Here is an 18034-nt window from a genome sequence, read left to right on the forward strand (position 1 = left end):
CCATGGCCGGGATGGCTGGAAACCGGCTGATTCCAGACATTAAAAAACCAGGTCCGCCGGACTCGGCGAACCTGGTTTGCTGAGCGGGGCTCGGGCTTCAGCCGAGACCGATCTGGGTGAGGATGCCTTGGCCGGTGAGCAGCTCGGTGGCGATACCGATCACGAAGCCGAGCATGGCGAGGCGGCCATTCCAGGTTTCGGCGAACTGAACAAAGCCAAAGCGGGTGGTGGATTCAGTCATGGCTGGTGCGGGGTTGACTTCACGAAGTGTAACACGATTCTTGCGTTCTGTGACGGATCGGCTGATGGGGGTTGCGCAATCCGCCGGTGCCCCGGCGCCTTCGGTTCACGGTGCCTTCGGTTTTGGCTTGGCGGGTGCGCCTGTTGCCGGTGGCGTTCTGGGGGGGGATGTGGTCGCGGCCGGGCCGGCGGCAGGTTTGGCGTTGGCGCAGAGCGATGCTGCCATGCGGTCCTCGCCGCCGATGGTCTTCGACTCCTCGGCTGAAAGCGGCAGCCGCCACTCTTCCCAGGCTCCCGAGCCGGTTCGCCGGGTGAGCTTGAGGCTCGGGCAATGCACGGCCACGCTGCCGGCAACCGCCGGATCGCCGCATTCGACCGCGGTGGAGCGCACATCTCCCTCGCTGAGCCGCCAGGCACTCCAGTCATAACGACAGGAACCGAAGCTTCGCCAGCGTGGAGCCTTGAGCTTGCGGATGCGTTCCAGCAGCTCCTTCTCTTTGGTGCTGGGGCTGGAATCGGTGCTGGGGCTGGAGTTGAGTTCGCCGCTGGATTCAGCCGTTCTGCCTGGTTCGGGCTTGAGGGCCGGCCTGGATTGCAGCGGTGGTGGGGCCGTCGGCTGGCTGCGGGCCGCAACACTGCCCAGAAGCCAGAACGAGAGAAGCCCAAGAGCAAGCAGCGGAGTGCTGATTGCTCTTGGGCCGTTGAACGATTTACCAGGCCGGTGGGTAGAGGTTTCCATGGACATCCTTGCTGCCTCGAACGCCACGAACAGGGCTCAAGCCTGCCATGGCAGAGACTGCGGGCTGGGGGTTTGAGGTCCCAGCCGGGTCGGGCTCAGTCTTCGTCGCTCTCGTCGCTGCCGACAGGCACCAGGCGAATCTGCTTGCGGCCCAGCTTCAGCTCGAACTCATCACCCGGCTTGAGATCCAGCAGGCCGGTGTAGGCCTTGCCGACCAACAGGTTGCCGTTGCCTTGAACCGTGGCGATGTAGCTGAGTTTGCGACCGGCCTTGGCTCCCAGGCCGCCGCCACCTCCGTTGCCGAGGCTCACACCCTTGGCTTCGAGAAGGGCCTCGTAAAAGGCAGTGAAGTTGAGGCGTTCGCTTCCATCCTTCTTGATGCTCAGGTAGCCGCAGCTGCGCACCAGGTCGGATTTGGAAGCATCGCCGAGCTCCTTGACTTTGGTCAGCAGGTCGGATCCAGTCAGCATGATCTTGGAAGAGGTAACTGATTTAACATAGCAATCCATCGGGGGATATTCAATGGTCGAAACCGCGTTTCCGCCCGATTGAACTCCTTTGTCAGCAGGACTGAACCGATCCGAATTCTGTCGGGCCAGGCGATGGGAGATCAATGGGGAAGTGATCGCCCCAGGCCGGGCAGCGCCACTCATCGGAGACAGAGAATTCCGTCCTGAGCGGAACGGCAATGCTCCGGTATGCAGAGTCAGATTCTGTTCGCTCACCCAGCCCATCGCAGTGCCATCAGCAAGCAGTGACCGCCTGGGAGAACCCACACCTTGCCTTGTTCTGGAGTTTCAGCCTGGCTCTGTTTCCGATCCGTTTCTGCCCTGGCAGCCGCCGCAGCGCTGAAACGATGCCATCGGAATCACTCGGCCTGAATGGTTGGCGCCAACTTCGCGCTCAAGGATCGCCAGCGGTGACGAGGCCATGCCAATGGCTTGAGCGATGTGGTGATCGGAACCTTTTCAAGCCGGATTGTCATCTGCGAAATCCCATGGGCCTGTGGGCCGAATGATCCGCTCTGATCCCAGCAAGGAGGGCTCATCCAGTGAAATCCGAACCAGCGCAGGAAGGGCCAGTGGGCCTCAATCCAGTTGTCGTGAGTCCAGCCAGTTGCCGCGTGGCCAGCTGGCGCTTGACCAGTTTGCGGTTAATCCAGTTGGCGCGTGATTGGATGATTTTTCAGAAAGTTTAGGCCATTGACAGGCTCACTTGGTGCGCGGGCCTGTCAATTCGGCCTGTTGTCAGCTTGGTTGTCATCCTCCCGGGCCTGGGTTGGCGCCTTTTTCTTCACAAAAAAGGGCAGGAGTTCTGGGGGATTGTGCTTTGCAGGGGCACCTTCCTGGATCAGCCCTGCCCGCCTGTGCTCACCCTCTGCAGGCTCTCTTCCTTGCTTTTGAAAATTCCCAGGCGCGATCGCGGCGGGTCTGGACTCAGCCGATCCAGCCGGCCAGGTGGGAAGCGGCACCGGAGCCGACCAGGGCCCGGGCGGCGGGCAGGGCAGGCTCCAGCTGCAGGGAACGGAACGGTGGCAGGTTGCGGCTGCGCAGCCAGGCCCCCCAGCGAAATTCATGGAAGGGGATCAGCGGCGCCGCCTCGATCCGTTTCTCCCGCTTGAGTGCCCAGACCAGGCTGCGGTAGGGGTCATCCTGCAGGTCGTGGAGCCCGGTGGGCAGCCGCTCCGGTGGGTGTGGCCCCTGGCCGCGGGCGTCGTACAGGTAGAGCCAGCCCCGCTGCAGCAGGGCCTGGAGCACCGCGGGGCGATCGGGTAAGTCCAGCTCCAGAACCACATAACCGAAGGCGGTGGCGTCGGGATCCACCGCGATCAGGCCGCTGAGGCGGTGATGCCGATCAAGCATCCACAATCCACCGTCGGTGTTGCGGACCAGCGGCACGGGTTTGCCGCGCAGATAGCTGCGCCGATCCTTGGCGCTTTCTTCGGCGAAATCAGCGCGGCGGTGGCGAACTTCCGCCAGACCCACGCACAGCTGGGTGGGTTGCAGCCGGGCCACCGGTACCTCCAGGAATTGTTTCGGAGCGTTGGGTGGAGGTGGGAGCGGCTGGAAGGGAGGGAGCTGGAGCGCCATGCGGAGGGGTCAGTTGAACAGTTTGGGCGGGATTGCGGCCAGACCGAACAGAGCCGCAAGGCACCCTACGGAAGGACGTGTACCAAACTATTGACACGTTCTTAACCACGGCATAACACGGTGGCTCCACCTTGCCTGCTAAGAATCGGTGGACTCTTGATTGGCTTCTCTGATGACCTTCGCCAAGAAGGCCTCGATCTTCACCGTTCTTGCCGTCCTCGGCACCGGTGCAACGGTTTCCGCCCAGAGCGCCCTCAATGGTGCAGGCGCCTCATTCCCTGCTCCTTTCTATCAACGGGCCTTTGCGGATCTTGCTTCTGCCGGTGGCCCCAGGGTCAATTATCAGTCGGTGGGCTCCGGTGCGGGCGTTCGCCAGTTCATTGCCGGCACCGTTGACTTCGGCGCCACCGATGAACCGATCAGCGCCGCCGATGCCGCCAAGGTGAGCCGTGGCGTGGTGCAGATCCCCACGGTGGGGGGCACGATCGCAATCGCCTTCAACCAGCCCGGTTGCAACCTCAAACTCACCCAGAAGCAGGCTGCCGAGGTTTTCCTGGGGGTGATCAACGATTGGAAGCAGCTGGGTTGCAAGGCAGGCAAGATCTCGGTTGTGCATCGCTCCGATGGTTCCGGCACCACCTTCGCCTTCACCAATTCGCTCTCGGCCTTCTCCCCGGCCTGGAAGAGCAGGGTGGGTGAAGGAAAATCCGTGAAATGGCCCGTGGGTATTGGCGGCAAGGGGAATGAGGGCGTGTCTGGCGTGATTCAGAACACGCCCGGCTCGATCGGCTATCTCAACCAGGCCTTCGTGAAGGGCAAGATCAAGGCGGCTGCCGTGCAGAACAAGGCTGGCAAGTTCGTCCTCCCCAATCTCAAGAGCGGCGCTGCCGCCCTCAACAACATCAAGCTCAACGCCATGCTGGCTGGAGAGGATCCCAATCCCGCCGGTGCCGAGAGCTACCCGATCGCCACCCTCACCTGGGCGCTCGCCTACAGGAAGGGAAATGGAGCCAAGGCCGGTGACATCCGTAAGGCGATGACCCACCTGCTCAGCCCCGGCGCCCAGGGCAAGGCCGATGACCTCGGCTATGTGCCCTTGCGTGGTGCCATCCTCAACAGCGCCAGAAAGGCAGTGGCCAACATCGGCTCCTGATCCCGTCCAGCCCTCCGGCTCGCAGTGGTTCACGAGATTCAGCTGGGGGGCGGTAGCCCCCCTTTTTTGTGTCAGGCCCTTAGCCAGGGGTTAACCAACCGCTCACTCTTCCTTTGCTCTTCTGTCTGTCGCCCTCCATACACTCCGCTTGTGTCATTCGGTCGTGGCCATGGTTTCGAGCCCCTTTCGCAATACCGGCCGAAGTGATGCGATTCGCGAGGTGCTGGAAACCAGCTACCGCAACCGCAATCTGCTCCACATCACGGCTGGAAGTGCCGTTCCCCTGCTCAAGAACTGCATCTGGCTGGTGGTGCGGGGCATGGTCAAGCTGGAGGCCGTCACCATCCACGGCGACCCGCTTCTGCTGGGGCTGGCCGGCCCGAATGAGCCGTTCGGCGAACCGTTCACCAATGTGGTGGCCTACGAAGCCTTCACCCTCACCGACAGCGACCTGCTCTGCCTGACCGGCGCGGAGATCGAGCAGTCGCCCCACCTGGCCCTGGCGATGATGCAGGCGGTGGTGAGCCGCTACCGCCAGGCGGAAACCATGCTTTCCCTGCTTGGCCTGCGGCGGGTCGAGGAGAGGGTGCGGGGTTTTCTGGAGCTGCTGGCCCAGGAGTACGGCCAGGCCTGCGATGAGGGACTGCGCCTCAATCTGCGCCTCACCCATCAGGAACTGGCCAGCGCCCTCTGCACCACCCGGGTCACGGTGACCCGGGTGATCGGCCTGCTGCGGGATGAAGGCTGGCTCAAGATTGATGCTCAGCGTCACCTGGTGATCAGTCATCTGCCGAAACGGCGCTGATGGCCCCGCCTGATCGCCTAGCGTTAAAAGTGTGATAAGTGCCATCGGCATGCCGCGCCTGCTGATCGTCGATGACGACGAAAGCATTCGAACCACGTTGTCTGAAGCGCTCCAGCACGAGGGTTTCGAGGTGGACTGCGCGGCGGATGGCCGCCAGGCGATTCAACAGCTCGATGCCCGCCAGGCCAGGGGAACCGGTGGCTTCGATCTGGTGTTGCTGGATCTGATGCTGCCTGGCATCGGCGGGCTGGATGTCTGCCGCCATCTGCGCCGCTCCGACTCCCGCACCCCGATCCTGATGGTGAGCGCCCGCGACACCGAAACCGATCGGGTGCTTGGCCTTGAACTCGGTGCCGACGACTATCTCGTCAAACCGTTCGGGCTGCTGGAGCTGGTGGCCCGGTGCCGGGCCCTGTTGCGCCGATCCCAGCAGGGCAGTGAGAAGTTCCCTGTGGGGGTGGTGCTTCAGCACGCCGAGATCATCCTCTATCCGGATGAATTCCGCGTCACCCGCGACGGCCAGAGCGTGAACCTCTCTCCGAAGGAGTATCGATTGCTCGAATTTTTCATGCAGAATCCCGGCCGGGTCTGGAACCGCAACCAGCTGATCGATCAGGTGTGGGGAACGGATTACGTGGTGGACACCAAAACCGTGGATGTGCACATCCGCTGGCTGAGGGAAAAGCTTGAGGCCAATCCCTCCGTTCCCAGGCACCTGCTCACCGTGCGGGGCTTCGGCTACCGCTTCGGCTGAGGGGAGTGATGGTTCCGGTTGCAGCTGCCGTTGCCCTGGCTCTGGCTCTGGGCTGCAGCGGGTTCTGGCTGGGGGCGAGGCAGGCCCGGGGCCGCAGCAGCCGGCGGCAGGCGGCTGAAAACCTTCCGTTTTCGATCGGTCAGTTGTCCGCGGTTCTCGAAGCGGCCCCACTCGGTTTGCTGCTGATCGATGGGCAGCTCACGCTTCACTCGCTCAACAGCAAGGCGGAGCGGCTGCTGAACCAGGCACCCGGCCGCTTCAGCCGTGGTCAGCCGTTGCAGACCGTAATCGACTCTGCCAACGTCGATCGGGCCCTGCGCAGTGCCCTGCGCCAGCAGCGACCGGAGCGGGTGGAGTGGCTGGAGGGGGAGGAGCCGATGGAGGCCACGCTGTTGCCGAGCCGGGAGGGCTGGGTGGCGATGTGGCTGAACAGCCGGCGCTCGCTGGAATCCCAGCTCACCCAGCAGGGCCGCTGGGTGAGCGATGTGGCCCATGAACTGAAGACCCCGCTCACCTCGCTGCTCTTGCTCGGCGACAGCCTGGCCGAGCAGGCCAACGTGGCCAATGCTCCTCGGATCGAGCGGTTGCAGCGGGAGCTGCATCGGCTGCAGCAGCTGGTCGGCGATCTGCTGGAGCTCTCCCGGTTGGAGAACAGCCTGCCCGGTGATGACTTGCAGCAGGAGTTGCTTGATCTCGGTGAGCTGGTGGACGAGGTCTGGTCGATGCTGCGCCCCCTGGCCGAGCAGCGCGGTGTGGTGCTCTCCTTCCTGGATCGCCCGGCTGCGCTGCTCTGGGGGGATGGCTCCCGGCTGCATCGGGCCCTGCTCAACCTGCTCGACAACGCCGTGCGTTACAGCCCCGATCAGGCGGCGGTGGAAGTGCGGATCGCGGCCACCGACCAGTGGTTGGAACTCGAGGTGCGGGATCACGGCAGTGGCTTCAGCGAAGCGGATCTGGAGCATCTGTTCGAGCGCTTCTATCGCGGCGACCCATCCCGGGTTCGCAGCAGCCGCTCCGGCAGTGGTCTTGGTCTGGCGATCGTCGAGCAGATCGCCCTCACCCACGGCGGCCGGGTTCTGGCCAGCAACCACCCCGGTGGCGGCGCCGTGCTGGAGCTGGTGCTGCCGAAGGGGGCCTGAGCCGGACCCTGGGCTTGGGTCCGCCGGAGGCTGGAGGCCCTCAGCCGACGCGATAGGGAAACAGCCAGCGGCTGCGGTTGGCGATCGCCACCAGCGCCAGCATCACCGGCACCTCCACCAGCACGCCCACCACGGTGGCCAGGGCGGCGCCGGAGCGCACCCCGAACAGGCTGATCGCCACCGCCACCGCCAGCTCGAAGAAGTTGGAGGCGCCGATCAGGGCACCGGGGGCGGCCAGGTCGTGGGGCTGGCGCCACTGGCGCATCCACAGGGCGGTGAGGGCGAAGATCAGCACCGTCTGCAGGATCAGCGGGATCGCCACCAGCACGATCAACGCCGGGTTGGCCAGGATCGTGGTGGCCTGGAAGCCGAACAGCAGCAGCACCGTGGCCAGCAGCCCCACGATCGACCAGGGCTTCAGCCGCGCCTCGATCCGCTCGATCGCCCGCTCGCTGTTGATCCAGAGCCTGGTGAGCCAGGCGGCCACCAGCGGCACCACCACGAACAGCGCCACCGACAGCTGCAGCGTGCCCCAGGGAACCGCCACCCGGCTCACCCCCAGCAACAGCCCGGCGATCGGGGCATAGGCCAGCACCATCACCAGATCATTGGCCGCCACCTGAACCACGGTGTAGGTGGCGTTGCCACGGCAGAGCTGGCTCCAGACGAACACCATCGCCGTGCAGGGCGCCACGCCGAGCAGGATCATGCCGGCCACCAGCTGGTCGGCCATGGCAACGGGAATCCAGGCGGCGTAGAGGCCGCGGATGAACCACCAGGCCAGCAGCGCCATGGTGAACGGCTTCACCAGCCAGTTCATCGCCAGGGTGACGATCAGCGCCTGGGGTTCGCCGCGAATGCGGCCGACGGCGGAGAAATCCACCGCCAGCATCATCGGAAAGATCATCAGCCAGATCAGCACCGCGATCACGAGATTGATGCGGGCCACTTCCACAGCGGCCAGGGCGGCGAACAGCCCGGGGAACAGCTGCCCAAGCACGATTCCGGCGCTGATGGCCAGCCCCACCCACCCACTCAGCCAGCGCTCGAAGAGGCCCATGGATTCAGAGAAGGGGGGTGGTGGGCAGGGGGTCGCTCAGCCGCAGGGTGCGGCGGATTTCTGACAGTCGGCACTTAACACTGCGAGCCAGCCACGCAGATCATCGAGGGCTTCGGGGCGCAGGCGGTAATAGATCCAGCGGCCCTCCTGCCGGTCGGCCAGCAGCCCGGCCTGCTTGAGCACCTTGAGGTGAAAGGAGAGCTTCGACTGGGCCAGGCCCAGATCGGCGGTGAGATCACAGACACAACGCTCGCCGCTGCCAAGCGTCTCGATCACCTGCAACCGCAGCGGATCGGCGAGGGCCTTGAGCAGCGCTCGGGCCTGGTCGCTTTGGAGGGACGAGGGGGCAACGCTCATCAGATCGGGCCTGCCTGACTCATCAATGCTAGTTGATGGTTTTGCCAGGGATTTTCAGGGCCTTCCAGGCTTAAGCCTTCAGCGCCAGGGCAGGTTGCCATAGTGGGAACACCCCACATTGGGCAAGATCCATGGCCCCTGTTGAGCGGATCGTCAAGGCTGACCAGGCCGGCAGGCTCAACCTGGGCCGCAAGTTGGCAGGACGTGCCTATCGGGTTGTCGAACGCGGCACCAGCTTCGTTCTCGAGCACGTCGAAACCGTCCATGTCCCTGCAGAGGAGGCATGGCTCTACCGCAACGTCCAGGCCCTGGCCTCCGTGCAGCGCGGCCTGCAACAGGTCGCTGCCGGAGAGTTCGCCACCGGCCCCGACCTTGATGCCGCGCGCCAGCTGGCAGCGACGGCTTTCTCTGATGAAGAGGGTCCGGATGACGAAACCGATGCCGGATGAACTTCGAGATCCAATGGACACCTGAAGCTGAATCGCAGTTCAAAGCCCTTCAGGCCTCGGCAGAGAAAGCCGTGCTTCTTGGCAGAACGACCAAACCGTTCGGTCTCTTCTGAACAATCCCCTGAGGCCAGACGAAAAAGTCTTTGAGGCCTACGGCCAGAACCACACACCCGGCGCCTACCGGGTGTTCTGGTGTTACGGCCCACAGAAGAGCCAGATCACCATCGTGGCCATCACGTTCCATTCTTGAGGCATGGGCGTAAGGGCGGTGTCCCACAACACCCTTCCCATCAACCCAACTTGATCTAAGTTGCCGGGATCTCCTCCCCTGGCACGATGAAGATCGGCATCAACGGCTTCGGCCGCATCGGCCGCCTGGTGTTCCGCGCCCTCTGGGGCAGGCCCGGCAACCGCTGCGCGGAAGCCGGAGGCTACGCCCTGGTGCACGTGAATGATCCGGCCGGTGATGCCGCCGCCGCCGCCCACCTGCTCGAATTCGACTCCGTGCATGGCCGCTGGCCCCAGGCGGTGCAGGCCGACGCCGGCGCCGATGGCTTTCGGGTGGCGGGTCAAACCGTGAGCTACAGCCGCCACAAGGATCCCAGCGTCGTGGCCTGGCTTGATGCCGGCGTGGACCTGGTGCTCGAGTGTAGCGGCAAGTTCAAAACGCCCGAAACCCTCGAGCCCTACTTCAGCGCGGCGGGCCTGAAGCGGGTGATCGTGGCCTGCCCGGTGAAGGGGGTGATCGCTGGGGAAGAAGCGCTGAACGTGGTGTTCGGCATCAACCACGCGCTCTACGAACCCAGCCGCCACAGATTGCTCACCGCCGCCTCCTGCACCACCAACTGCCTGGCACCGGTGGTGAAGGTGGTGCACGAGAGCTTCGGCATTCGCCACGGCTCGATCACCACTCTGCACAACATCACCAATACCCAGGTGGTGATCGACAGCTTCAAATCCGACCTGCGCCGCGCCCGCTCCGCCACCAGCTCGCTGATCCCCACCACCACCGGATCAGCCAGGGCGATCGGCCTGATCTTCCCGGAATTGCAGGGCAAACTCAACGGCCATGCGGTGCGGGTGCCCTTGCTCAATGCCTCGATCACCGATGCGGTGTTCGAGCTGGAGCGCGCGGTGAGCGTGGAGGAGGTGAACGGCGCCTTTGCTGCCGCTGCCGCCGGCCCGTTGCAGGGAATCCTGGGCTATGAGGAGCGGCCGCTGGTGTCGGTCGATTACCTCAACGACAGCCGCAGTTCGATCGTCGATGCCCTCTCCACGCTGGTGACGGGCGGCACCCAGCTCAAGGTGTTCGCCTGGTATGACAACGAGTGGGGCTACAGCTGCCGCCTGGCCGATCTGGCCTGCCACGTGGCGGCGCTTGAAGGTGCTGCCGCATGAAACAGCTCAGCGGGCTGCAGCAATACGCGATCGTGACGGCCAATTACTGGGCCTTCACCCTCACCGATGGGGCGCTGCGCATGCTCGTGGTGTTCCACTTCAACCAGCTGGGTTACACCACCCTGGAGATCGCCTTTCTGTTTCTGTTCTACGAATTCTTCGGCATTCTCACCAACCTCTACGGCGGCTGGCTGGGGGCCCGCTTCGGGCTGCGGCTCACGCTCTGGGCCGGAACGCTTCTGCAGGTGGGCGCCCTGCTGATGCTGATTCCCGTCGCCGATGACTGGCCGCGCTGGTGGAGCGTGGCCTACGTGATGGTGGCCCAGGCGATCAGCGGCATCGCCAAGGACCTCAACAAGATGAGCGCCAAGAGCGCCATCAAGACCGTGGTGCCGGAAACCCCAGGCGATCCCAACCGAGGCGAAGCTCAGCTGTTCAAATGGGTGGCGATCCTCACCGGCTCCAAGAACGCCCTCAAGGGAGTGGGGTTTTTCCTGGGCGGGGTGCTGCTCGCCACGATCGGCTTCAATGCCGCCGTTGCGGTGATGGCGGCCGGCCTGTTTCTGGCCTTTCTGCTCACCCTGGTGCTGCCCGGCGAGATCGGCCGCATGAAGGAGAAGCCGGCCTTCACGGCCCTGTTCTCCAAATCGAAGGGGATCAATGTGCTCTCAACGGCGCGCTTCTTTCTGTTCGGCGCCCGCGATGTCTGGTTCGTCGTGGCCCTGCCGGTGTTCCTGCAGACCACCCTCGGTTGGCGCTACTGGGAGGCGGGTGGCTTCATGGGCCTCTGGGTGATCGGCTACGGGATCGTGCAGGGCTCCGCGCCGGCCCTGCGTCGCAGCTGGGGGCGGAGCGCCCCGCCAGGCGTGTCCGCTGTGCAGTTCTGGAGCGCCGTGCTCACGGCCATCCCGGCCCTGATCGCCGTGGCCCTGTGGCGGGAGGTGGCCCAGCCGGGGGTGGCGATCGTGGTGGGGCTGGCCGCCTTCGGCGTGGTGTTCGCGATGAATTCCTCGATCCACAGCTACATGGTGCTGGCCTACACCGACGCCGAATCGGTGAGCCTCAACGTGGGCTTCTATTACATGGCCAATGCCGCTGGCCGGCTCGTGGGCACCCTGCTCTCCGGCGCCCTGTTCCTGGTGGGCGGCCTGCAGGCCTGCCTGTGGGCCTCGTGCCTGCTGGTGGGGCTCGCTTTCCTCACCGGGATCAGGCTGCCGCCGCCGTTGCGGCAGCAGCTCGAAGCGGCCTGAGCGTTCTGGAGCGCAGGCTTTGCCCAACCCTTGAGATCACCCGCCTCACCAGCGAGAATCAGGCCTGATCAGCGTGGGTTTGCAACGTGCAGGAGCGGCTGATGCCTGGCCACGCCGACATGGCGCAGGAGATTCTGCGTTTCTGGTTTGAAGCAACAGAGCCGTGGCAGTGGTTCGTCAAGGATGCAGCGTTTGATGCGTTGGTGGCCGATCGCTGGATCGGCCTGACCCGGGCGGCCCTGGCTGGCGACTGCACTGCCTGGGGAGAAGGCCCGCAGGGCGGCCTGGCGCTGGTGCTCTTGCTCGATCAGTTTCCCCGCCAGATCTGGCGGGAGTCGGCGATGGCCTTCGCCGGGGATGATCAGGCTCTGCGGCTGAGCCTGGCGGCGGTGGCTGCGGGCTGGGTGGCAGCGGAGCCGGAGCCGGCCCGCCGGCAGTTCTGGCTGCTGCCCCAGATGCATGCCGAAGATCTGGCGGTGCAGGAGGCCTCCCTGACCTTGTTCGAGCGCTTCACCGACGCCCGCACCGCCGAGTTCTCGCGGCGGCACCGGGATGTGATCGCCCGCTTCGGCCGCTTTCCCCATCGCAACGCCGCCCTCTGCCGGGTATCGAGCGCAGCTGAGCTTGCCTTTCTGCAGAAGCCCGGCTCCAGCTTCTGAGCCCGCCAAGGCCGATCGCCCCAGCCCCGCCCGGCACCGCCCACCAGCCCAGCAGTGGGCCTTGACAAACTCGTGGGAGGGGTGCAGAATGACGCCAGCTCATTTCAGCTGTTTTTATGTTCGCCTTTATTCGCCTGAAGCAGCTTGCTCCGCTGCTGGCAGTTCCAGCAGCACTTTTGCTGACGCCTGGCAAGGCAGACGCCATTCTCACTTACAACATCTTTCAGTCTGGAGCTGATGTTGTTGTTTCTGCAAGTGGTTCACTGAATACCGCAGCTGCAACGACAGTAACTTCCATTGATTCCACTGGCGTCAACGGCTTTATAAGGCGTAGTATTGCTCGCATTTTGACCGGTACGGGTGCACCTCTTACGACCTATTCAATTTCAGGCCCCACGTCTTTTCTGGGAACATTGTCTACTTTTGCTAATGCAGGAGGAAATACAACAGGATTTACAACAGGTTTATTTGGCGCAACTTCTCAGTTTGGAATTGCCTCATACACTAGTGGTGATTCAATTGTTTCTTCGGCAACCTTTGCAGGCACCACTCTTGCCGCTCTGGGTCTGACCACTCCTGGGTTGGTTGGAACCTGGAATCTGCTTGGCGGAGAAAACATCAGTGTTGACACAATTGAAGTGATTGTTGGAGCTCCAACGGCTGTTCCGGGCCCGCTGCCTCTGCTCGGTGCTGCCGCAGCCTTCGGTTGGAGCCGTCGCCTCCGCAACCGCATTTCGACAGCCAAAACCACCCAGATCGGCTGAGTCAGTCGGCTTCTTCAGCTGATTTGCCCTGCTTCGGCAGGGCCTTTTTTTTGTCCTCTGCCCGCTGCGCCCCGAGTCGATGCCATCCGGATCAGACCCCTCCAGCCCCAGCCCTAGCCAGAGCCCCAGCCAGAGCCCCAGCCCCACCCAGAGCACCACCACCAGCGCTGGCTCCAGCTCAAGCTCCTTGCAACCGATGCGGCTGGTGAGCAGGAGTCTGGGCGTGGTGGCCCTGGTTCTGTTTGCACTGTTCGCCACCATCGTGGCGGGTGCTTTTGTGCCCCTGCAGCCGCTGGCGCCCAGCTGGCAGCTGCGGCTGGCGGCGGCGCTGGTGAATTCCGCTGCCTTTCCCCTGGTGGGGCTGGCCCTGCTCCAGCTCGCCGGTGCCCTCAGCCCCGACGACAATCTTCTCAAGCGCCGCCAGCGCATCTGCAGCCGCCTGGCCGTTGCTGCCGCCCTGGGTTTTCTGTTGTTGCTGCCACTGCAGACCGTCGCCGGCCTCCGTCAGAGCCGCGCGGTCACCACCAACCAGGCTTCCCGCATCAAAGGCGCCGAAGTGAAGCTCGCCGCCCTGCGCCAGGCCGTGGCGACAGCTGGCAGCGGAGCCGAGTTGAAACAGAAGCTCCAGAGCCTGGAGGGTCCGGTGCTGGGTCCCGCCGAACTCAGTCAGCCCCTGCCCAGGCTCAGGGCCCAGCTTGAGGCCGTGCTGGATCAGGCCGAGCAGCAGATTGCCCAGCAACGGCCCCAGGCGGCGGCACCCAGCCCCTGGCTGCTGCTGCCCGATCTGCTGCGCAATGGCTTGGCCTGCCTCGCCCTGGCGATCGGCTTTGCCGCCATGGCCCAGCGCCCGGGACAGTCGATTCCCCTGCTCAAGGAGGTTCAGGATCGCTGGCAGCAATGGACTGAACATCGCCGCGTCCGTCGGTTGAAGGCCAGTCAGAAGCAGCAGAAACGACCGAAGCGCCTGCCGTCGCGTCGTTGAGTGGTCGGTTGAGTGGTCGGCATGAGTGCCTCTGCCCGGGGCCTGTGAGCTCCGCCCATCAGGTGTCTGGCTCAGAAGCACCCGTCTCCTGCGCTTCTCCCTGCGGCAACGGCCGGGCTTCCTGGGCCGGCAGCACCTCCAGTTCGGGGGGATTCGGAGCGGTTTCCGGACCGATCAGATCCACGGCGGTGCGCTGCACCACCAGCCGGAAGCGCAGTGGTGCCTGGTTCGTGTTGATGAAGTCCTGAACAGCTGCCACCTGGTTCGAGCTGGGTACGGCCGGATCAGTGACCCGCACCCGGGCTCGGATCAGTGGTGGGTTCTTCTGCCAGTCGATGCTGATCCCGACGAGATCGATGGCTGGATCGCCGCCGAGCGTGATCGTGCTGCTGCGCAACCGCTGCTCGATCACGGCCTCCAATTGCTGCGCCTTGGTCTCCCGGCGGGAGCGATCCAACAGGCGAAAGAAGCTGCCGCCAAGCGGAACCACCAGCAGGGCGGTGAGCACCAGGCTGGTCAGACCGAGCCTGCTGTGCAGCAGTCGTCCCCGGTAGACCCGCTCAAGTGTCCCCAGGGTTGCCATCGCCCCCACCATGATCCCCAGCAGGTTGGTGGCGAACAGCAGCAGCGCCCCATAGGCCTGCGCCCAGAACGCCGAGGCCAGCAGCAGCCCCACCACGCAGATCGGTGGCACCAGGGCCACGGCGATCGCCAGACCGGCCAGGGCCGAGATCGCGTCTTTTCTGAGCTTGGCGTACATCGCCACGGCGCCGGCCACCAGAGCCACCCCCAGGTCCAGCAGGTTGGGGCTGGTGCGGTTCATCACCTCGCTGCCGAAGCTGGGGAAGGCCACCAGATGGCCCACCGCCATGGCCAGCAGCAGACAGATCGCCACCCCGAGCATCAAGGTGCGCAGCGCCCGCAGGAACATCGGCAGGCGACCCCGCAGGATCTCGAACGCCATCGACTGCAGCGGCAGGATCCAGGGGGCCACCACCATGGCGCCGATCACCACCCCCGGACTGTTGGCCAGCAGCCCCAGGGTGGCGATCAGGGTGGCCCCCACGGTGAGCACCACGAACACCTGGCTGAAGCGCGCTTCGTGCTCGAACTCCTTTCGCAGTGCGACCAGCCGTCCGTCGTCGCCAGCGGCGCCGAGGTTGCTCATGGCCGCTCCGGATAGGGCCTGCCCACTCTGGTGTCAATCAGCCCTGAATTCGTTCTTCGGTGGGCCATTCATTAACCGTAAGGTGGGGCACGATGTTTGGCTGGGGCTCCGTATCGAGGCGATGACACAAGTTCTGGCCAAGACGCCTCTCCAGCGCGCCGCCACGGCCAGCCCGGCCCCGTTGTCGCGCTCTGTGCCGCGCCAGTACCTCGACCCCCCAGCGGCCTGGAACCCCACCGTGGTCCTCTTCCTGGCTGGCTACGGATTGGCCGGCCTGACGATCTGGGGCTGGTTCGTCGGCCAGTGGCCCCTGGCGCTGTTGTTGTCGCTTGGCTTCATCGCCCTGCACCTGGAGGGCACCGTCATCCATGACGCCTGCCACAATGCCGCCCACCCCAGCCGCTTCTGGAACGCGGTGATGGGGCATGGTGCCGCCATCCTGCTGGGCTTCAGCTTCCCGGTGTTCACCCGGGTGCATCTCCAGCACCACGCCCATGTCAACGATCCGAAACTGGATCCGGATCACATCGTGTCCACCTTCGGGCCACTGTGGTTGATTGCACCGCGCTTCTTCTATCACGAGGTGTTCTTCTTCCGCCATCGCCTCTGGCGACGCTGGGAACTGCTGGAGTGGGGGCTGGCGCGTGGTTTGTTCCTGACCATCGTGATAGCCGCCGTGAAATTCGGCTTCCTGCCGTTCATCTTCAACTGCTGGTTTGCTCCTGCCCTGATGGTGGGTGTCACCCTTGGCCTCTTCTTCGATTATCTTCCCCACCGCCCCTTCCTTTCCCGCAGCCGTTGGCACAATGCCAGGGTGTATCCAAGTCGGCTGATGAACTGGTTGATCATGGGCCAGAACTATCACCTTGTTCATCATCTCTGGCCCTCGATTCCCTGGTTCGAGTATCAGGATGCCTACCGGGCCACCCAGCCCCTGCTCGATGCCAAGGGCTCCCCGCAACGGCTAGGGCTCTTTGAAACCCGCCAGGATGGGATCAACTTTCTCTACGACATCTTTTTCGGCATCCGCAGCCACAAGCGCCGCCGCAGTCGGCTCAGGCCCCTTGCCGCCCTGATGCCCACGGCCCGCTCCCGCCGCCATGTGCTGGCCCTGCTCCATCGCACGGCCGTTTCGCCGAAGCCCCGCCCCTCCCTGTCCTGACCTCAGTCGGCCAGGATTTTTGGAACCCGGATGAAATCACCCTCCCGCTGGGGGGCAAGCTCCAGCAGCTCGTCGCGCACGGGCGTGGGATTCACCACATCCCGGCGGGTCACGTTCACCACCTCCACAGCCCGGGTGGTGGGCGGAACTCCGGCGGTGTCCACCGTTTCCAGGTGGCCCACGTAGTCGAGGATCCGCTCCAGTTGGCTGGTGTAGGTGGTCACCTTGTCTTCGGCCAGATCGAGCCGGGCCAGCAGGGCCACCTTGCGCACGTCTTGGGCAGTGATCCTTCCCATCGCTTCGATGCCTCGCCTGGCTCAGAACCTAGCGGTCCGCGCCGCCCCGTCCCTGCGGCGCAGGACGGCCAGGCTGTTCAGCCGGCCGGTTCGGCATCGGAGAGGAACGCCTCCAGATCGCCGGCCAGGGCCGTGGCGGCCAGATCCAGGAAGCGGGCACCATCGGCCGCGCTGGCCAGGAAGGGGTCGGAGCCCATCCGCCCATCCGGGTGGCGTCGCCGGAAATCCTCCGGCCCATGGATCGGCCCGGCCGGCGCTGATTCCGGCAAGGGCCGCTGCTTGGCGATCAGGCTGGGCTCCAGGTGCAGGGTGAGGGCGATCTCGCTGGGGGTGGCGTGGTGCCCTTCCCGTTCCCCGTAAAGATCCCGCGCCTCTCGCATCACCGGCCCCGCCATGAACCAGTTGGCCAGCCTGCAGCGCAACCGGGGGGCGGTGGCCAGTCCGCGGAGCGTCGCGGCGCCATAGGCCTCGGCGAAGGCGGCCCGACAGGTGGCGATGTTGCCGCCATGGCCGTTGATCACGAAGATCCGCTCGAAGCCGTGTCGGGCCAGGGACAGCACCACATCCTGGAGAACGGCCAGCAAGGTGGAGGGCTGCAGGCTGATCGTGCCGGCGAAGCCCAGGTGGTGTTCCGCCATGCCGAAGGGCTGGGGTGGTGTCACCAGCACACCGGTGCGCCGCCCCACCTCCAGGGCGACGGCGTCGGCGGTGAGGGCGTCGGTGCCGATTGCTCCGGTGGGGCCGTGCTGCTCGGTGGAGCCAAGCGGCACGATCACCCCCTTGCAGGTGGTGAGATAGGCCTCCACCTCAGGCCAGCTGCGCAGCTGCAACCTGATGGCTTCGTGCTGGTCGACGGCTCCAGGGGTGGTCATGGCGTGGTGGTGTAACGGTTCCCTGCATCATCCCTAGGATTGGCACTGTCCGGACCTGATCCGGCCACGGCTGGCTGCCGCCGGAGAAGGAATGCTGCATCGCAAGCTCGATCAGTTCTGCAGTGAGCAACGCCCGGTCTGGGTGTACCTGCGGGATCAGCAACGCTGGATCGAGAAGGCCCTGGTCGTGCAGATCGAAGGGGATCTGGTCACCCTCCGCTATGACGCCGAAGAGGACGACGAACTGCACAGCTGGGAAGAGAGTGTTCGGCTAGAGTCGATCGGTGCGGTCAGCACCCGCCTGGCTTTCTTCAGCCGCAGCACCCAGGCCGAAGACCTGGAAGTTGCTGAAGATTGCCCGGAATCGGAGCAACTGCGCAGCAGCCAGGGATGAAGCTGGATCCGGTTCAGCGGCCTGGATTCCGATCGGCTCTCAGATCGGCTCTCAGTGCGCCGTGCCGTTGCCTTCATAGGCTTCGGTGTCGTAGTAGCCGCCCCGGGTGCCGAAGTAGAGCGTGGCCAGACAGAACAGGCCGCTGGTGGCCAGCAGCACGGTGCCGAGGTTGAAACCGGAGAGGGCGCTGGACACAAGTGGAGGGCGGTGGAGTCTTCGAGCCGGAACGATCTGAAATCGTTGACTTCCTCCAGTCTGCCGCTTCCGCCCCACCAGGACCCTCTCCCGGAGCCGCTTCGCGTC

Annotated in this window: 22 protein-coding genes; 12 read left to right on the plus strand and 10 right to left on the minus strand. The window is 64.6% G+C overall.

Features of this window, described 5'->3' with window-relative positions; all coding sequences use genetic code 11:
* Positions 1–97: 97 nt before the first annotated feature.
* The 4 genes from ACXMDY_RS14050 to ACXMDY_RS14065 all read right to left on the minus strand — a co-directional run bounded on the left by ACXMDY_RS14050 (position 98) and on the right by ACXMDY_RS14065 (position 3069).
* Complete coding sequence (locus ACXMDY_RS14050; protein ID WP_259701344.1) at positions 98–241, minus strand: chlorophyll a/b-binding protein; 144 nt, start codon at positions 239–241, stop codon at positions 98–100.
* Between the two features lie 105 nt (positions 242–346).
* On the minus strand, positions 347–979 hold the full coding sequence (locus tag ACXMDY_RS14055) for a hypothetical protein (RefSeq protein WP_259701345.1): 633 nt from the start codon (positions 977–979) through the stop codon (positions 347–349).
* 95 nt (positions 980–1074) lie between these two features.
* Entirely contained in the window at positions 1075–1449 is a 375-nt protein-coding gene (locus ACXMDY_RS14060; protein WP_259701346.1) for an AbrB family transcriptional regulator, read from the minus strand.
* A gap of 966 nt (positions 1450–2415) precedes the next feature.
* Positions 2416–3069 carry a ParB-like protein gene (locus ACXMDY_RS14065; RefSeq protein WP_259701347.1) on the minus strand — a complete coding sequence of 218 codons (654 nt, stop codon included), beginning with the start codon at positions 3067–3069 and terminating at the stop codon, positions 2416–2418.
* A gap of 172 nt (positions 3070–3241) precedes the next feature.
* Between ACXMDY_RS14065 and pstS the strand changes: the two genes are divergently transcribed.
* The 4 genes from pstS to ACXMDY_RS14085 all read left to right on the plus strand — a co-directional run bounded on the left by pstS (position 3242) and on the right by ACXMDY_RS14085 (position 6920).
* Entirely contained in the window at positions 3242–4222 is a 981-nt protein-coding gene (gene pstS, locus ACXMDY_RS14070) for a phosphate ABC transporter substrate-binding protein PstS (RefSeq protein ID WP_259701348.1), read from the plus strand.
* A gap of 169 nt (positions 4223–4391) precedes the next feature.
* Complete coding sequence (locus ACXMDY_RS14075) at positions 4392–5027, plus strand: Crp/Fnr family transcriptional regulator (protein WP_259701349.1); 636 nt, start codon at positions 4392–4394, stop codon at positions 5025–5027.
* Positions 5028–5076: 49 nt separating this feature from the next.
* Positions 5077–5781: a response regulator transcription factor gene (locus ACXMDY_RS14080; protein ID WP_259701350.1), complete on the plus strand. Its 705-nt coding sequence runs from the start codon at positions 5077–5079 to the stop codon at positions 5779–5781.
* Between the two features lie 8 nt (positions 5782–5789).
* Positions 5790–6920 (plus strand): sensor histidine kinase, encoded by a 1131-nt coding sequence (locus tag ACXMDY_RS14085; RefSeq protein ID WP_259701351.1) that lies wholly within the window; start codon positions 5790–5792, stop codon positions 6918–6920.
* 40 nt (positions 6921–6960) lie between these two features.
* Here the strand turns inward: ACXMDY_RS14085 and arsB are convergent, their stop codons facing one another.
* The gene (gene arsB / locus ACXMDY_RS14090; protein WP_259701352.1) at positions 6961–7980 is read right to left on the minus strand and encodes an ACR3 family arsenite efflux transporter; all 1020 of its coding nucleotides are present in this window, start codon (positions 7978–7980) and stop codon (positions 6961–6963) included.
* A 36-nt stretch (positions 7981–8016) separates the two neighbouring features.
* A complete protein-coding gene (locus tag ACXMDY_RS14095; protein ID WP_259701353.1) occupies positions 8017–8337 on the minus strand; it encodes an ArsR/SmtB family transcription factor in 321 nt (106 codons plus the stop codon).
* A 131-nt stretch (positions 8338–8468) separates the two neighbouring features.
* Between ACXMDY_RS14095 and ACXMDY_RS14100 the strand changes: the two genes are divergently transcribed.
* The 6 genes from ACXMDY_RS14100 (at position 8469) to ACXMDY_RS14125 (ending at position 13839) form a co-directional block, all read left to right on the plus strand.
* Positions 8469–8786: a hypothetical protein gene (locus ACXMDY_RS14100; protein ID WP_259701354.1), complete on the plus strand. Its 318-nt coding sequence runs from the start codon at positions 8469–8471 to the stop codon at positions 8784–8786.
* Between the two features lie 336 nt (positions 8787–9122).
* On the plus strand, positions 9123–10184 hold the full coding sequence (locus ACXMDY_RS14105; protein ID WP_259701355.1) for an ArsJ-associated glyceraldehyde-3-phosphate dehydrogenase: 1062 nt from the start codon (positions 9123–9125) through the stop codon (positions 10182–10184).
* Complete coding sequence (arsJ, locus tag ACXMDY_RS14110) at positions 10181–11434, plus strand: organoarsenical effux MFS transporter ArsJ (protein ID WP_259701356.1); 1254 nt, start codon at positions 10181–10183, stop codon at positions 11432–11434. The genes ACXMDY_RS14105 and arsJ overlap by 4 nt, the downstream gene beginning before the upstream one ends.
* Before the next feature lie 101 nt (positions 11435–11535).
* Positions 11536–12093 (plus strand): DUF924 family protein, encoded by a 558-nt coding sequence (locus ACXMDY_RS14115; RefSeq protein ID WP_259701357.1) that lies wholly within the window; start codon positions 11536–11538, stop codon positions 12091–12093.
* A 116-nt stretch (positions 12094–12209) separates the two neighbouring features.
* Positions 12210–12857, plus strand: a complete 648-nt coding sequence (locus ACXMDY_RS14120) for a hypothetical protein (RefSeq protein ID WP_259701358.1) — start codon at positions 12210–12212, stop codon at positions 12855–12857.
* 79 nt (positions 12858–12936) lie between these two features.
* Positions 12937–13839 carry an HpsJ family protein gene (locus ACXMDY_RS14125; protein ID WP_259701359.1) on the plus strand — a complete coding sequence of 301 codons (903 nt, stop codon included), beginning with the start codon at positions 12937–12939 and terminating at the stop codon, positions 13837–13839.
* A gap of 58 nt (positions 13840–13897) precedes the next feature.
* Here the strand turns inward: ACXMDY_RS14125 and ACXMDY_RS14130 are convergent, their stop codons facing one another.
* The gene (locus ACXMDY_RS14130; protein ID WP_259701360.1) at positions 13898–15007 is read right to left on the minus strand and encodes a DUF389 domain-containing protein; all 1110 of its coding nucleotides are present in this window, start codon (positions 15005–15007) and stop codon (positions 13898–13900) included.
* A 121-nt stretch (positions 15008–15128) separates the two neighbouring features.
* Between ACXMDY_RS14130 and crtR the strand changes: the two genes are divergently transcribed.
* Positions 15129–16169, plus strand: coding sequence for a beta-carotene hydroxylase (gene crtR / locus ACXMDY_RS14135; protein WP_259701361.1), 1041 nt, complete (start codon positions 15129–15131; stop codon positions 16167–16169).
* 2 nt (positions 16170–16171) lie between these two features.
* On the opposite strand, the gene gatC is transcribed toward crtR, so the two are convergent.
* Both gatC and ACXMDY_RS14145 read right to left on the minus strand, forming a co-directional pair.
* Positions 16172–16465, minus strand: coding sequence for an Asp-tRNA(Asn)/Glu-tRNA(Gln) amidotransferase subunit GatC (gatC, locus tag ACXMDY_RS14140; RefSeq protein WP_259701362.1), 294 nt, complete (start codon positions 16463–16465; stop codon positions 16172–16174).
* A 77-nt stretch (positions 16466–16542) separates the two neighbouring features.
* Positions 16543–17337: a creatininase family protein gene (locus ACXMDY_RS14145; protein ID WP_259701363.1), complete on the minus strand. Its 795-nt coding sequence runs from the start codon at positions 17335–17337 to the stop codon at positions 16543–16545.
* A gap of 91 nt (positions 17338–17428) precedes the next feature.
* On the opposite strand from ACXMDY_RS14145, the gene ACXMDY_RS14150 reads away from it, so the two are divergent.
* Complete coding sequence (locus ACXMDY_RS14150; RefSeq protein ID WP_259701364.1) at positions 17429–17731, plus strand: DUF6679 family protein; 303 nt, start codon at positions 17429–17431, stop codon at positions 17729–17731.
* A gap of 51 nt (positions 17732–17782) precedes the next feature.
* On the opposite strand, the gene ACXMDY_RS14155 is transcribed toward ACXMDY_RS14150, so the two are convergent.
* Complete coding sequence (locus ACXMDY_RS14155; RefSeq protein ID WP_259701365.1) at positions 17783–17926, minus strand: hypothetical protein; 144 nt, start codon at positions 17924–17926, stop codon at positions 17783–17785.
* Between the last annotated feature and the right edge of the window lie 108 nt (positions 17927–18034).

This window comes from Cyanobium sp. ULC082 (assembly GCF_977927535.1).